The organism is Iningainema tapete BLCC-T55, from assembly GCF_014698965.1.
GTDB lineage: Bacteria > Cyanobacteriota > Cyanobacteriia > Cyanobacteriales > Nostocaceae > Iningainema > Iningainema tapete.
On the sequence record NZ_JACXAE010000111.1, the window covers coordinates 1 to 14501 of the forward strand.

At 41.9% G+C, this 14501-nt stretch carries 13 protein-coding genes; 7 read left to right on the plus strand and 6 right to left on the minus strand.

The window, feature by feature from the left end; genetic code table 11:
- Window positions 1–209: 209 nt before the first annotated feature.
- The 5 genes from ICL16_RS37595 (at window position 210) to ICL16_RS37615 (ending at window position 4448) form a co-directional block, all read left to right on the plus strand.
- Complete coding sequence (locus ICL16_RS37595) at window positions 210–440, plus strand: hypothetical protein (RefSeq protein ID WP_190836742.1); 231 nt, start codon at window positions 210–212, stop codon at window positions 438–440.
- Complete coding sequence (locus tag ICL16_RS37600; protein WP_190836680.1) at window positions 433–858, plus strand: pepsin/retropepsin-like aspartic protease family protein; 426 nt, start codon at window positions 433–435, stop codon at window positions 856–858. The genes ICL16_RS37595 and ICL16_RS37600 overlap by 8 nt, the downstream gene beginning before the upstream one ends.
- A gap of 301 nt (window positions 859–1159) precedes the next feature.
- Window positions 1160–1819, plus strand: a complete 660-nt coding sequence (locus ICL16_RS37605; protein WP_190836681.1) for a vWA domain-containing protein — start codon at window positions 1160–1162, stop codon at window positions 1817–1819.
- Window positions 1820–1835: 16 nt separating this feature from the next.
- Window positions 1836–2609 (plus strand): protein phosphatase 2C domain-containing protein, encoded by a 774-nt coding sequence (locus ICL16_RS37610; RefSeq protein WP_190836682.1) that lies wholly within the window; start codon window positions 1836–1838, stop codon window positions 2607–2609.
- Between the two features lie 9 nt (window positions 2610–2618).
- The gene (locus ICL16_RS37615; RefSeq protein ID WP_190836683.1) at window positions 2619–4448 is read left to right on the plus strand and encodes a tetratricopeptide repeat protein; all 1830 of its coding nucleotides are present in this window, start codon (window positions 2619–2621) and stop codon (window positions 4446–4448) included.
- Between the two features lie 33 nt (window positions 4449–4481).
- On the opposite strand, the gene ICL16_RS37620 is transcribed toward ICL16_RS37615, so the two are convergent.
- The 3 genes from ICL16_RS37620 to ICL16_RS37630 all read right to left on the minus strand — a co-directional run bounded on the left by ICL16_RS37620 (window position 4482) and on the right by ICL16_RS37630 (window position 8531).
- Window positions 4482–7955, minus strand: a complete 3474-nt coding sequence (locus tag ICL16_RS37620) for a helicase-related protein (RefSeq protein ID WP_190836684.1) — start codon at window positions 7953–7955, stop codon at window positions 4482–4484.
- Window positions 7956–8057: 102 nt separating this feature from the next.
- Complete coding sequence (locus ICL16_RS37625) at window positions 8058–8246, minus strand: hypothetical protein (protein WP_190836685.1); 189 nt, start codon at window positions 8244–8246, stop codon at window positions 8058–8060.
- 3 nt (window positions 8247–8249) lie between these two features.
- Complete coding sequence (locus ICL16_RS37630; protein WP_190836686.1) at window positions 8250–8531, minus strand: type II toxin-antitoxin system prevent-host-death family antitoxin; 282 nt, start codon at window positions 8529–8531, stop codon at window positions 8250–8252.
- A 229-nt stretch (window positions 8532–8760) separates the two neighbouring features.
- Between ICL16_RS37630 and ICL16_RS37635 the strand changes: the two genes are divergently transcribed.
- Together ICL16_RS37635 and pcrA are read left to right on the plus strand one after the other, a co-directional pair.
- Window positions 8761–9150 (plus strand): hypothetical protein, encoded by a 390-nt coding sequence (locus ICL16_RS37635; RefSeq protein ID WP_190836687.1) that lies wholly within the window; start codon window positions 8761–8763, stop codon window positions 9148–9150.
- A 33-nt stretch (window positions 9151–9183) separates the two neighbouring features.
- On the plus strand, window positions 9184–11508 hold the full coding sequence (gene pcrA / locus ICL16_RS37640; protein WP_190836688.1) for a DNA helicase PcrA: 2325 nt from the start codon (window positions 9184–9186) through the stop codon (window positions 11506–11508).
- Between the two features lie 121 nt (window positions 11509–11629).
- Here pcrA and ICL16_RS37645 read toward each other — a convergent pair whose 3' ends face one another.
- The 3 genes from ICL16_RS37645 to ICL16_RS37655 form a co-directional block, all read right to left on the minus strand.
- Window positions 11630–12046 (minus strand): helix-turn-helix domain-containing protein, encoded by a 417-nt coding sequence (locus tag ICL16_RS37645; protein ID WP_190836689.1) that lies wholly within the window; start codon window positions 12044–12046, stop codon window positions 11630–11632.
- Window positions 12047–12154: 108 nt separating this feature from the next.
- Window positions 12155–12601 carry a response regulator gene (locus ICL16_RS37650; protein ID WP_190836690.1) on the minus strand — a complete coding sequence of 149 codons (447 nt, stop codon included), beginning with the start codon at window positions 12599–12601 and terminating at the stop codon, window positions 12155–12157.
- 126 nt (window positions 12602–12727) lie between these two features.
- Window positions 12728–14494 (minus strand): sensor histidine kinase, encoded by a 1767-nt coding sequence (locus ICL16_RS37655; RefSeq protein ID WP_190836691.1) that lies wholly within the window; start codon window positions 14492–14494, stop codon window positions 12728–12730.
- Between the last annotated feature and the right edge of the window lie 7 nt (window positions 14495–14501).

Genomic DNA, 14501 nt, shown 5'->3' on the forward strand with positions numbered 1-14501 from the left:
AAGCAATCTGGCTTAAAGTCACGGAAAAATTTCTTTTATATATTAGATAAACTTATCACCAATTAATCTGAAGACCCCAATTGTTTACAGCAGTTTTCACTTATTTAAATCACATTTTTTAGCGTTCTTCTTAGCGTCTAGGCGTCTAGGCGTGAGACAAAAGCTGTAATAAGCTATTTATCATCTATTTAATGAATTAATATGAGAAAATGACAGAATTACTTCGCCAAGTCATTGCAGAAATTGAAAAACTCCCAGAAGATCAGCAAAATGCAATTGCTTCTCGTCTTCTAGCTGAACTAAAACAGGAGCCAGAAAACTTACTGCTACAGCAACTGGCATCGACTGAAGCAGTTGTGTGGTCACCTTATGAGGCATATGAGGCAGCTCAAACATTATCTGAGCTTTTAGCAGCAGCAAAGCAGGAAGACAATGCTTGAGGGTAAGAGGTTTGCTTTTATCGAACGTATAAATAGTCTCGGCGTTTCCAGTAGTATGCCATACTTACCTTTGACGCTGACCTACAGAAACCGCTCTGTGGAAGTTATGGCTTTACTGGATACGGGTGCGAGTGTCAACGTATTACCTTATGATATTGGTCTGCAACTAGGCGCAGTTTGGGAAGAACAAACGACCTCAGTCAGGCTGAGTGGAAATTTGGCTCGTTTACAAGCACGCGGCTTGGTAGTATCAGCCATAGTTGACGAGTTTTCACCTATCCTGCTTGCATTTGCCTGGACAGAATCGAGGGAAGCTCCGTTGATACTGGGACATGTGAATTTTTTTGCCGAGTTTGACGTGTGTTTTTATCGCTCCGATTTAGCTTTCGAGATACGTCCAAGGAGAAAACCTGTGTAAGCGTGAAATTTTGGTCGTGCTACCTTTGGGTTCAATGATCGCTTACCGCCAAAATTAGCTGATCGTCATAGTCAGCCCTATTACTGGGCATCTTTCATTTTAATGCACAGTATGTCACAAAAGGCACACTATCTCATCTTTTGTAAGAAAAGGACTCTTGGCTGAATCCAAAACTCAGAGTTTCCACCACATTGTTTGGTTAGTTCATCCAGAATTGTTAATTAGTTAGCTATTTGAGGGAAATATATAAATAGTAAAAGATATGTTCCTCAAACCAGTTTGACTCAATTAGGAGTGTTGGATGCCTGTAGGACTACCTGAATTCGCCGTAAATCCTGAGAATCGCGTCCCTGTAATTCTATTGCTCGATACATCCGGCTCTATGTCGGGTGAGCCAATTCAGCAATTGAATCGAGGCATTGCTGCTTTTAAAGAAGACATACTGAAAGACACCCAAGCCTCATTGAGTGTGGAAGTTGCTATTGTCACATTTGGTCCGGTGCAGTTAATTCAAGATTTTGTGACGATTGACAACTTTACACCACCGAGGCTAGAGGCAGAGGGCGTAACCCCGATGGGTGAAGCGATTGAGTATGCTTTGTTGGAATTGTTGGAAGACCGTAAAGCCACCTATAAAGCTAACGGTATTCAGTATTATCGCCCTTGGGTATTCCTAGTCACTGATGGAGCACCAAGTGATAACTGGCAAATGGCAGCGCAGCGCGTGAGAGAGGCAGAGGCAAATCGCCGACTCTCTTTCTTTGTGGTTGCCGTTGCTGGTGCCAACATGGAGATTCTTAGACAAATTGCTCCATCTGAACGCCCACCCGTTCTCCTCAATGGTTTAGATTTCAGATCCCTGTTTGTCTGGTTAAGTACCTCGATGAAACGGGTTTCTAGTGGCAAGGTCGGAGAAGTTGTGGCTTTGCCGCCTGTGGGATGGGGTCAAATCACCACTTAGAAACTGAGGAAAATTCGTGGTTTGGAAAGCAATAGCACGTTCTTCAATAGGAATCAGCCACAAAAAGCAGCAGATACCCTGTCAAGATTACGGAGAGTATCGCATCTTGAAAAATGTAATCGTGGGAGCAGTTGCAGATGGGGCTGGTAGTGCCAAATTCGCTGATATCGGTGCTAAGTTGGCAGTCAAGACAGCACTTTCATACCTTTGGGAGTTCCAAAAGGACAAACCCTATTGGCAAGAGCGCTGTAGACCTCGTTCTGAGCAGCCAGTCAGAAAAATGTTTGCCAAAGCAGTCAACAAGGTAGTTACTGCTTTGCAAACAGAAGCTGCAAATGGGGGTTACTCCTTCCAGGACTTGGCTTGTACGCTACTGGTATTTGTGGCGACACCCCATTGGGTTGCAGCTATGCAGATTGGGGATGGATTTATAGTGGTGTGTTCTCAGCAAGGAAATCATCAATTGCTATTTCCGCCAGATAAAGGAGAATTCATCAACGAGACAACATTTGTCACCTCAGCAAATGCCTTAAGTGAAATGCAGGTGTGCGTGCTACCCGGCAAGCAGAAGTTTATTTGTGCGTCAACAGATGGACTGGAGAGAGTGGCAATTCATATGAGCAACTGGACACCTTTTCCACCCTTTTTTAAGCCCTTGGAAGAATACTTGTGGGAAAGCAGTAATCCAGAACAAGAGGACGAATATATTAGGAACTTCCTAGAATCTGACAAACTTAATGCCCGTACTAATGATGATAAGACATTGCTTTTGTGCCTTTACAACCGCTAGTAAAATTTCATGACTATTCTATTTTGTGGCAGTACAGGTGAACAGATAACCTTAACTAATCAAATTAACAGCAGTGGTGAAGGCACTGTTTGGCAAACCGATCGCACTGGCTATCTGGCAAAAGTTTATCACTTCCCAGACCACGAACGGGTTGAAAAGTTAAAAGTGATGGTGGCAAACCCACCTAAAGAGCCAAACTCACACCTTAATCACATTTCGTTTGCTTGGCCCAAGTCCCTGCTCAAAGATAGTAATGGTTGGGTTTTGGGCTTCTTGATGCCAGCAATCACCGGGAGCTTGGAACTCCTCAATGTCTACAACTCAAAGCGTCGCATGGATCTGGGGCTTGGAGTTCATTGGTATTTTCTGCATACAGTAGCCCAAAATATAGCTTCAATTATTCAGGCAATTCATGCTGAGAGCTATGTTATAGGTGACATCAAACCACAGAATATTCTAGTTAATAATCGCGCCCTGCCTTCTATTATTGATACTGATTCCTTTCAGGTTCGCCATCCCCACAACGGTCAAGTGTATCGCTGTTTGGTTGGCTCTGATGGCTTTACCCCTGTTGAACTGCTAGGGCAAGATTTATCTACTGTAGAACAAACTGAAGTTCATGACTGCTTCCGACTAGCAGTTATTATTTATCTATTGCTATTTGGAGAACACCCCTTTAAAGGACAGTGGACAGGTAAGGGGGACTCACCAGAACCAACAGAATTACTCCGCAGAGGTTTCTGGGCTTATGCTTCAAACAGCTTGATTCAACCAGGACCGCACACAATTCCCCTCAATGTTGTCCATCCAGAGATTCAGCAATGCTTTCTCAGATGCTTCAACGATGGACAGACACAACCCGATTTGCGACCTACTGCTCAAGAGTGGAAAAAAGCTTTGGAAGTGGCGCGTAACCAACTCATAGCTTGTAGTTCAGTCGATAGTCATTTCTATAGCCAAAGTTACGGAAGGTGCTATTGGTGTGAACGAGCAAGCAACCTGGGAGTTGATATTTTTCCGGGTCGTGCTATACCAATCCAAATGTCGGTTGTTAATGCACCACAATCGCAATCTAAAATCTTTGCAGCAGATAACGTATCAGAATTACTTAAAGAAAAAGGAAAAGAAATTACAGTAGAAGGAAAAGTTGTCACGACTAATACTCATCCTGATACTAACAAGTATATCCTAAATTTTGGTCGTAGATCACCTAACAGTAATTATGGATATTTTAGAATTGTTATCCTCTCTCCTAATATTCAAAGTTTATCTGAGTTTATTGGCATCCCACTCAATTCATTAACAGAGTTAGTAGGGCGAGATATTGAAGTCAGCGGCGATATCGAAATACGTCAACTCAAAAATCGTTCCTACCCTCAAATTGTTTTAACAGATCCCAAATTGCCGACAGAAAAAAAAGAGAGCAAGCCGATAGTAAATACAAAACGCACCAGAGTGTCTCATCAATATCCTTCTACAAATAAGGCGACAGCCGCTAATAAGCCATTGGCAAAAGTCAAAACGCACAAAACTCCTAATCAACCTTCTAATCAAGTAATAAATTTAGATCAAAACTACTATAAACAGGGTAGTGACTGTGTAAAATTAGGAGATTATCATGGAGCGATTCAATTTTATAATCAGGCAATAAAACTTAATCCTAATAATGCTTTATTCTATCGCCGTCGTGGTAATTCTTTCTTTTACCTCAAAGATTATAATATGGCTATTGGAGATTATCAAAGAGCGTTACATCTCGCTCCAAGTGATATTAAAGCAAAATCTAATTTAACTATAGCTCTGGAAAGATTACGGAATCAAAATAAAGGCAATTTATAATTTATATAAAATTATAAAATTAATAATGTTACTTTACATTTTTCTTCCCAACAGCCAAAGTTGCTGCCAATTATATTTCACACTTGTCACAGCCTCTGGATATCGATGGAAGGGACGACGTACATAACGAATATTGCAATTATTGCTAGAAACCTGTTCTGATTCAGGCACTTCCACCAAAGCTAATATAAAGCTATCTGGTTTATTCAATGCCGTGATTATTTCATTCCTCGTGACAGTCACACTACTTGCACCATAAATCCGACTCTTTACCTTAATGAAACGCAACTGACCTGTGTTTAAAACATGCGATTCTATATCGTAGCCACACCTAGATGCGCTCACATCTTTTGGCTCAAAACCCTGTCTTTTTTCATCTGCTATTACTGCTGCAATAGCCAGTTTCTCTACAAGCTCTTTTTCTCTAGCTAATTTGGTAAAATCAGCTAGATTATCACTTTGGAGACGCTGAATTAGACCACCCGGCACAATCAAGGTCCCTCCAACAATAACAGGCGGCTGAGCTAATAATTGACGCTCTTGTTCTAACTCTTGCAACCGTTTTTGCAATCGCCCTTTGAGTTCATCTACCCTGCGTTGAGCATTATCATAATTGAGTCTGGCATTCAACTTTCCTGCTTGTTCTTGTAGCTTCAGTTTCTCAGCTTTATTTTCCCAGTAGCTAATTTCTGTACTAAGCCGAGCTTCAACAGCATTTATTGTCTTTGTAATCCGCTCTCTCCGGCGCTGCTGTACTTCTTGGTAATGTTGGCGACCCAAATGATCGCTCGCATACCCCTGCGCCTGTTCCTCAATTCCTTTTTGTAAGATTGAGGAAGCCTCCTCGATTATCTGAGAAACTAATGATTTTTCCGATTCTTGTAACGGGCGATAATCAAGATAAGGAGAGTAACCTGCACTGTGGGCTTGACCTTGTGAATCAATTTCCACATACAGCATCTGCATAGATACTAATCGTAAATTACCAGCAGCGTCTTGACGAGCATCCCTAATCGCGTGTTCTAGGTAAACTAAAATGCGGACTGCATCACCAGGATCATTCTCATCTACAAGGATGCTTCCTTGTTTGAGGATATCGCGGTGAGGTTCCAAGGTTAAATCAATAGTGGCATCTAATAATGGATGACCAGGATAGACAAATTCAGCAGTAGATTTTCCCCTTACCTGAGTCTGTTGTTTATCAAAACAAATATGACGGTAAGATTTTGTTAATCGGTTACGAATATTAACTGGAATAAAACTAATTTCATAACGTCCAAATTCCTCTTTCTGTACTCTGCCCCCTAGCCGTTGAAACGCTTCTAGGAAAAAGTCAGATGTATAAAATGGTTGCAGTTTACGAGTTTCAGCCCGCTCCATTTCTTCACGGATTTGACGAATCTTGGAAACATCCATCGAATCATGGGTTAACGAGCGTTCTTGCAGTAATTCCTGAAGACGCTGAAGATTGAGTCGCTCCTCAATAACTTGTTCTAGTCGCCCTTGTACATCTGGACGCTCGCCATAGCGGATGGCATCGATCAACAAATCCTTTAGTTCTTCGCCATTTATAGCCTCTCCTAAAATATCAAATACCTTGCCTCCCAACGCTTTTCGTGCTTCTTCTAATTTTTCCAGTAGCGTTAAGTAAACATCCCCCTCTCGCGTTTCCTCTGCTACCAAGTTCCAAAGATGGCAAACTTCTGTTTGTCCAATTCGGTGAATGCGACCAAATCTTTGTTCTATACGATTGGGATTCCAAGGCAAGTCATAATTGACCATTAAATGGCAGGATTCTTGAAGGTTGATGCCCTCCCCCGCTGCATCCGTAGCCACCAGAATTTGTCCGCTTGGATTTTCATTAAATATCTTCTGTATTTGCCGACGCTGCTCTAGATTCATTTTACCGTGAATCGTCACTACCGCTTGTTCACCTATTATTTTCTTCAAACGATAGACTAAATAATCCAGTGTATCCCGGTGTTCCGTAAAGACAATTATTTTCCGTCTTTGCCCCTGGGAATTAAACATTTCGGCGTTATTTTGCAGTAGCTTTGAAAGTTCTTCTCGTTTCCTATCTATCCCACTGTCTAATACTTGCTGCGCTATAATTTCCAGTTGCTGTAAGCAATAAATCTCTTGTTGGAGTTCTGCAATATTGCGGGCGGCTGTTGCCCGATCAACAAACTCATCTTCTAGTTGTTCTAGTTCACTATTTGGTAAATCTTCTAACTCATCCCAATCTGGGCAAATTTTGTCTTTAAGTAGCTCCTCTTGCTGACGTAATTTATCTTCTAATCGTTTTCTTCGCCGTTGCAAGGACTGGTATATAGCTCCTGGAGAAGATGCTAACCGCCGTTGCAAAATCGTTAGGGCAAAACTAATACTCCTCTTGCGTCCTTCCTCTAGAGTTTCAGCCCGGTTGAATTCTTCCTCTACATATTTTGTTACTTCTTGATAAAGACGATATTCCAAATCTGAGAGACAATAGGTAACAGAATAGGCTTTGCGTTCTGGGAGTAGGGGTGTACCGTCTAACTTCACCAAATCTTCTTTGACCACACGGCGCATGATGTCGTTCGTGTCAGTGACTTGGAAACCATTGCGAAACTTTCCCTCAAAGCGATCGCGATCCAAAAGCGCCATAAAAAGTTGAAACTCTGGCTTTTTGCCGTTGTGAGGTGTAGCAGTCATCAGGAGGAAATGCCTGGTAATACCCGACAGTAACTGTCCTAGTTTGTAGCGTTTGGTTTGCTTCACCTCATTGCCAGAAAACGAAGCCGACATTTTGTGAGCTTCATCACAAATAATTAAATCCCAGTTAGTCTCCTTCAAATTTTGTTGGAGTTTTTTATCCTCGCTTGATTTGTCACGTTTTAATTTATCCACCCTGGCAATCAGTAAGGGCATTTTTTCAAAAACGTTTCCAGTGTTGGCTGTCTTGATGTGTTCGTTAGTTAAGACTTCAAAATCTAGCTGGAATTTTTCGTACAGTTCTAGCTGCCATTGCTCCGCTAAATTACCAGGTACGACAATCAGGCAACGCTGTAAATCGCCTCTAATCATTAACTCTTTAATCAGCAACCCTGCCATAATGGTCTTACCTGCTCCTGGGTCATCAGCTAGCAAGAAACGTAAGGGCTGGCGGGGCAACATTTCTTGGTAAACTGCCGTAATCTGGTGGGGATACGGATCAACGAGTGAGGTATGAATTGCAAGAAATGGATCAAATAAATGGGCCAGACGGATGCGCTGTGCTTCCGACACTAGGCGAAATAAAGCCCCGTCTGCATTGAACCGCCAACGAGATTTCTGTCGGACAATTTCCAACCTTGGCTCATCTGATCGATACAGCAAGCAACTACCTGGGCGACCGCTGTTATCTTCTGTATATATAACTGCTACAGCATCTGAGCCGGACCATCTAACATCAACCAATGTGACCGCCCCGTTCGGCAGAATCCCTCTAAGCTTAATGCCACGAATTAGTTCCTGAAGTTGAACCATGATTAGGAGTATCTGCTCCCTCATTAAAATTGAAAAAAAATGTATCTAATTATAGATTTTCACTCATTTAATGTTAATTGCCCACAGAGAAAAACTTTGATTTCAGTTAATAGTGAAGCGCTTACTTACCTTAGTAGCTGCGTTTAGTTTGACACTCTGTTTCCCAGAGGATGTGAACAAAGAGAGTGGCGGTTGTGCTGATGCGTAAAATGGAAATACTACGCCTGCCAGAATAAATGCTGCTTTAATATCAGCTTTTGCTGCCGGAACAACAATGACTTGGTACTTCATTCCTCATGAGAGCGATTTCACGATCTCATTGAATGCTTGATGCGCAGGCTCTCCTTTTCCTGCCTTCATCTCTTGGATCGCCACCCTTACTGCTTCAATGGTTTCAAGCCTTTCAACAAGCTCTAGAAGCTTTTGGTACGACTCTACACCTTGCACCACAAGCTCAGCTTTACCATTGACGGTTAGAACTATGGGCTGTCCCGTCTCCCGTAGCTGCTCCATGAACTCTGTAGTGTTCCGCTTGAAGTTTGAGAGGGAATTAATATCCCGGCTGATATTCAACACATTACCTCCTATGCACGTTCATGCAATCAACTAAATTTGATGCTAATTTAGTGTACATTTACCACAAGTGTAATGCATCGATAATACCCGCATCAACAGTACAGTCCCGACAAAGTTTCCTTATTCTGGCGATATGAGGTGAGTTAAAATCCAACAATGATAGACTGGGAAGAATCTCCTAAAAATTGCGATCCTTATGAGAGCTATGGAAAATAGAGAAGGTCTATCAATGCCCAATGATTCCGATCGCACTCATATTCGCTTGCTATGTAAACAATTGGATGACATTTATCAAGTCATGAAAGCAGAGCGTAGAGCGATCGCTTGTTGGGAGGAAGAGCAAGATTTCTCGATTTTGGGCGTGAGCGAGTTATTTTCAACAGACATTCAGGGTTATGCCGAACAGGTGCTGTTTAATGATTCAAGCGTATCCTTTAACAGTAACAGCGTGAATCATCTGCGACAACTGAATGTATTTAACATTGACTACTTTACAGGGTGGTATTTCAATAACTTAGAGATGTATCCCTATACTAAAGAATATATTGAACAACTTGACCACTTACGTTTATTGCTAATTGAGTACATTAGTCAGCGATCGCTGAAAGTTGCTGCATAAACTGTTGCTTATTCCTACCCCTTCCTCATATCCATGACAACAACCACTGACATCCTCAGTCACCTCAACCCCAGTCAACGCCGCGCTGTTGAACATTTTTGTGGTCCCTTACTAGTTGTTGCTGGTGCGGGTTCCGGTAAAACACGAGCGCTGACTTATCGGATTGCTAACTTGATTGTGCAACACCGTGTCGATCCAGAAAATATCCTGGCGGTAACATTTACTAACAAAGCCGCACGGGAGATGAAAGAGCGGATTCAGAAACTATTTGCCGAACAGTTGGCAATGACACAATACGAGCAGCGTTTTGATTTATTGCCAGAATACGACCAATTGCAGTTGAAATCACAAGTTTACAAAACTGTGATTAAAGACTTGTGGTGTGGTACTTTCCACAGTTTGTTTTCTCGCATTCTCCGCTTTGACATTGACAAATACCAAGATGAAAAAGGACGCCGTTGGAATCGGAATTTTTCCATCTTTGATGAATCTGACGTGCAAAGTGTGATTAAAGAAATTGTCACTAAACAGCTAAACCTGGATGACAAGAAGTTTGAACCTCGTTCAGTGCGCTACGCTATTAGTAACGCCAAAAACCAAGGTTTATCGCCTAAAGATTTTGAGAGAGAACAACCAAATTATCGCGGACGGGTGATTGCAGAAGTATACAATCACTACCAAAATAAATTAGCAGAAAACAACGCTCTTGATTTTGATGACCTCATCCTTGTTCCTGTCAAACTGTTTCAGCAAAACGAGCAGGTATTGAGTTACTGGCACAGCAAGTTTCGTCATATCCTTGTAGATGAATACCAAGATACTAACCGTACTCAATATGACCTCATTAGTATATTGGTTACGAACGGGGAAAAGAAAAAGAGTGAGTGGGATTGGCGCGATCGCTCAGTATTTGTAGTGGGGGACGCTGATCAATCGATTTATTCATTTAGAATGGCTGATTTTACCATATTGTTGAATTTTCAGCAAGACTTTGGTGATGGGTTGCCAGATGAAGATACCCAGACTATGGTGAAGTTAGAAGAAAATTATCGCTCTTGCGAAAACATTTTGCAAGCAGCTAACGAACTGATTGAAAACAACACTCAACGCATTGATAAAATCCTCAAGCCTACACGCGGTGCTGGTGAGGAAATTTACTGTTACAGAGCAGATGATGAAATTGCCGAAGCAGAATTTGTCATCAATCAAATTCGGACTTTAGAAAACCAAAATCCAGAGTTAAACTGGGGAAGTTTTGCCATACTTTATCGTACTAACGCTCAATCTCGTCCATTTGAAGAATGTTTGGTACGCTTGGGAATTCCCTACAATGTTGTGGGTGGATTAAAGTTTTATGACCGTAAAGAAATTAAAGATATACTCGCATATTTAAGAGCTATTGCTAACCCAGCAGATACGGTAAGTTTGTTACGAGTAATTAACACTCCCCGACGCGGTATTGGTAAAGCGACTATTGATGCTTTGGTTAACGCTTCCCAACAATTAGGTACAACTGTGTGGGAAATTCTTAAAGACGAGACATCAGTTAATACCTTAGCAGGAAGATCGGCTAAAGCTGTCAATGGTTTTGCCCAGATGATTAACCGTTGGCTAGAACAAGTAGAAACGGTTCCAGTTTCGGAAATTGTACAAGCAGTGCTAGACGAATCTGGTTACGTGCAAGATTTGCAAACTCAGAGTACAGATGAAGCCGAAGACAGATTGCGCAACGTGCAGGAATTATTTAACGCAGTACTGCAATTTCAAGAAGAAAGCCAAGATGTTACTTTGCAAGCTTTTCTTTCTAGTACCGCCCTCAGTTCTGATTTGGATAATTTGAAAGAAGGGCAAACAGCAGTTTCGCTGTTGACTTTACATGCTTCTAAGGGGTTAGAGTTTCCCGTAGTGTTTTTGGTAGGGATGGAACAGGGATTATTTCCCAATTACCGCAGTCTCAACGATCCAAAGTCGTTGGAAGAAGAACGTCGCTTGTGTTATGTAGGTATTACTCGCGCTCAAGAACGGTTGTATTTAACCAACGCCCGTGAACGTCGTCTTTACGGTTCACGGGAACCAGCAATGCGATCGCAATTCCTCGACGAGTTACCAGAAGAATTGATTACTACTCCACACATGAATGTTCGCTTTATGAGCAAAGCTTCTTCTCCTGCCCGTAGCAAACAAGGTGGTGGTGAGAATTGGCAAGTTGGTGATAAAGTGTTACATAAAACTTTTGGTGTCGGTGAAGTTACTCATATTTTTGGTTCTGGTAATAAAGTCTCTGTGGCTGTTAAATTCGCTAGTATGGGGCAAAAAATCATCGACCCCAAAATTGCTCAGTTGCAACGAGTGGAGTAGGGGCAATAAGGTTCAGATAAGATAATTTACATACAGATAAATCATGTAGAGACGCGAAATTTCGCGTCTCTACACACCAGAAATTTTCACAAACAACCTTTAACCGAACCGTATTGGGAGCTTACAAAAATAGCGCAGGTGAGACATGGAAAAATTCTCCTAGTGCTTTTGCCTGACTCTTGCTAATTCCTCTTTTACCATTTACCACTTCAGAAGTAATACCCTTAGCTCCAAAAATTTCAAGTAAGTCTTTTTGTTTTAACCCTCGTACCAGCATCAATTCATTCAATATCTCATGAGGAGTTGCCGCTTGCAGTTGATAGTGTTCATCTTCATACTGCTCAATTAGTATTGCTAGAAGCTGTAACACTTCAGCTTGTTCTGCTGTCAGGTTCTCTCCCAAAGCCATCAGTGTTCTCGCCTCTTTGAGTAAGCGTTCATACTCTTGTTCTGTGTCAATGACTCGTGGCAAAGTTTCAGCCAGCAGCCTAATGTATTCCTCTATGTTCTCATTTTGAAAACTTTTTGTCAAGTTCATGTAGGGTCAGACCCCTCACAGCAACCAGAGGCGGAGCCTCCAGAATGGGTTCCCAGTCAGAGACTGGGAACGAGGATACAAGGATATTAAGGATAAGAAAAGCGATAATTAGCTAATTTCAGGTTTTTCATTTAACAGTAACCAGTATAAATTAAGGTTTTGCACAACATCAATTAAAGGGTTAAGACCTACAGGTTTAACTAAATAAGAATTAGCCCCTAAATCATAGGCTTGATTAATATCGTTGTTTTGTTTAGAGGAAGTTAAAATAATTACAGGTAAGCGCTTGAGTTCTGGTTGCTGACGTAACCATAACAAAATTTCATGTCCAGAACGACGCGGTAGTTTTAAGTCTAACAAAATTAGCATTGGAAAGGGATAACGATCGCGATCGGCATAATCCCCTGTACCACTTAGGTAAGCAACAGCAGCATCCCCATCAGTGACAACTTGCAGTGCAGTGTTGATTAAATTCGCTTTGCGAAAGGCACGTTGGGTAAGCAGAATGTCATTAGGATCGTCTTCTACTAGCAGAATCGTGTTTGCTGCACTCATGGTAAGTCTAACGTCCGGGTTGCACAAAGTATCAATAATAGTCTCACGTAAAGGTGCTGTAGAGACGCGAAAGTTGAGCCAGCGCTGTAGGAGGGTTTCCCTCCGTAGGCGACTGGCGTCGCGTCTCTACGATTTCAACTCAATCCAAAATCTGCTTCCTTGTCCTAGTTGCGATTCTACTCCCACTTGTCCCCCCATGCGCTCTATGCCTTTACGGACAATTGCTAACCCAATACCTGTACCAGGATAACTTTCCTGTCCGTGCAAACGCTCAAAAACGCGAAAAATACGTTTTTGATGTTCGGGTGCAATACCAATACCATTATCACTTACCCACAAACGTACCCACTCACCACGTATTTCTGCCCATACTCGTACTTGTGGTTTGACATCAGCTTCGACAAATTTAATCGCATTGGAAAGTAAATTGGTGATAATTTGGATTAATGTGAGACGGTGAGCGATCGCGTCTGGTAATGGTGATTGAATTGTGACTTCAGCCTGTTGTTCCAATGCTTGAATCTGGTTCATCGCCTCTGAGACAACAGATGTCAAACTTATGCGTTTAAGAGATAACTCTGTGCGCGAAAGACGGCTGTAAGTCAGCAAATCCTGAATCAAATCTTCTAACCGCACGGCAGAAGTGACAATGCGTTGGGCGTATTCTTTACCTAGTTCATCGAAGTTGTCGCCGTAGTCTTCTAGCAAAGCTTCTGCAAACCCTTGCATTGCCCTTAAGGGAGCGCGTAAATCATGGGAAACTGAATAGGCAAAGGCTTCTAGTTCTTCGTTGACGAATTGCAATTGCTGAGTGCGTTCAACTACCCGGTTTTCCAAGGTTTCATTAAGTTTTCTAATTTCCGCTTCTGCTTGTTTGCGCTCTGTGATATCATTAATCATACCTGTCATCTGAATAGGGCGACCTTGCTCGTCACACTGGAACCGCCCAAATGCAGTTACCCATCGTAAACTTTGATCTGGCAAAACAATCCGATACTCGGCATGGAAATCTTGCACATTATTCATTGCTGCAAGCACAATCGCTTCAACTTGTGGTAAGTCTTCGGGATGAACCCGCTCTGCCCATTCTTTGTAGCTGCGATGAGGGTTTCCTGGCTCATAGCCAAAGATAATTTCGTGATATGGTGTCCAAAAACTCTCATTAGTAGCAATATTCCAATCCCAAGACCCCATTTTACCAGCATCCATTGCTAAAGCTAGTCGCTGATTATATTGAAGTAGCTTTTCTTTTTCTTGCTCACTTTGCAAATGGTTACGTCTAAATAAGTAGTAAACTAAAGCTAGTAGTGCTAAATTAACAGCATTGGCGAACAAAAATGTGAGTAAAGTTTGTTGAGTGCTTGCTTGTGACTCTTTAGCCCGTTGCTGCAAAAGGCGATTTTCTTCATTTTCCATAGAAGCAACTAAGGCACGAATATTATCCATAATCTGCCTGCCAACATCGGTACGCACTACTTGTTCTGCTGCTGTAAAGCCCTGTTCGCGACGTAATTTGATAGTGTTTTCTAGTTCAGCTAGTTTAGTCGCAATAGCTTGCTCTAGGGTACTAATTTTTCGCTGTTGATTGGGATTATCTGTAGTTAATTTTTTGAGTGAATTGATGTTTTTGGTAATATTGGAGATAGCACTGCGATAAGGTTGTAGATATTTGTCATCGCCTGTAATTAAGTAACCACGTTGTCCTGTTTCTGCATCTTTTAAAGTGGAAAGTGTCACTTCTAATTCAGCTATCACCTGATGGGAATGGCTGACACTCCGCTCATTTTCTATTAGCCTACGGATGTTGTACAAAGATACTATAGCATTGGCGATTAACAGCACCAATGCTATCCCTAGCCCAAGTGTAATTTGTTGTGCAAGCGGTTTTTTCATAACGGTA

What these genes read in the sequence shown, in the direction of transcription:
- ICL16_RS37595 (WP_190836742.1), top strand. Translation starts at nt 210, where the DNA reads ATGACAGAATTACTTCGCCAAGTCATTGCAGAAATTGAAAAACTCCCA.
- ICL16_RS37600 (WP_190836680.1), top strand. Translation starts at nt 433, where the DNA reads ATGCTTGAGGGTAAGAGGTTTGCTTTTATCGAACGTATAAATAGTCTC.
- ICL16_RS37605 (WP_190836681.1), top strand. Translation starts at nt 1,160, where the DNA reads ATGCCTGTAGGACTACCTGAATTCGCCGTAAATCCTGAGAATCGCGTC.
- ICL16_RS37615 (WP_190836683.1), top strand. Translation starts at nt 2,619, where the DNA reads ATGACTATTCTATTTTGTGGCAGTACAGGTGAACAGATAACCTTAACT.
- ICL16_RS37620 (WP_190836684.1), bottom strand. Translation starts at nt 7,955, where the DNA reads ATGGTTCAACTTCAGGAACTAATTCGTGGCATTAAGCTTAGAGGGATT.
- ICL16_RS37625 (WP_190836685.1), bottom strand. Translation starts at nt 8,246, where the DNA reads ATGAAGTACCAAGTCATTGTTGTTCCGGCAGCAAAAGCTGATATTAAA.
- ICL16_RS37635 (WP_190836687.1), top strand. Translation starts at nt 8,761, where the DNA reads ATGCCCAATGATTCCGATCGCACTCATATTCGCTTGCTATGTAAACAA.
- pcrA (WP_190836688.1), top strand. Translation starts at nt 9,184, where the DNA reads ATGACAACAACCACTGACATCCTCAGTCACCTCAACCCCAGTCAACGC.
- ICL16_RS37645 (WP_190836689.1), bottom strand. Translation starts at nt 12,046, where the DNA reads ATGAACTTGACAAAAAGTTTTCAAAATGAGAACATAGAGGAATACATT.
- ICL16_RS37650 (WP_190836690.1), bottom strand. Translation starts at nt 12,601, where the DNA reads ATGAGTGCAGCAAACACGATTCTGCTAGTAGAAGACGATCCTAATGAC.
- ICL16_RS37655 (WP_190836691.1), bottom strand. Translation starts at nt 14,494, where the DNA reads ATGAAAAAACCGCTTGCACAACAAATTACACTTGGGCTAGGGATAGCA.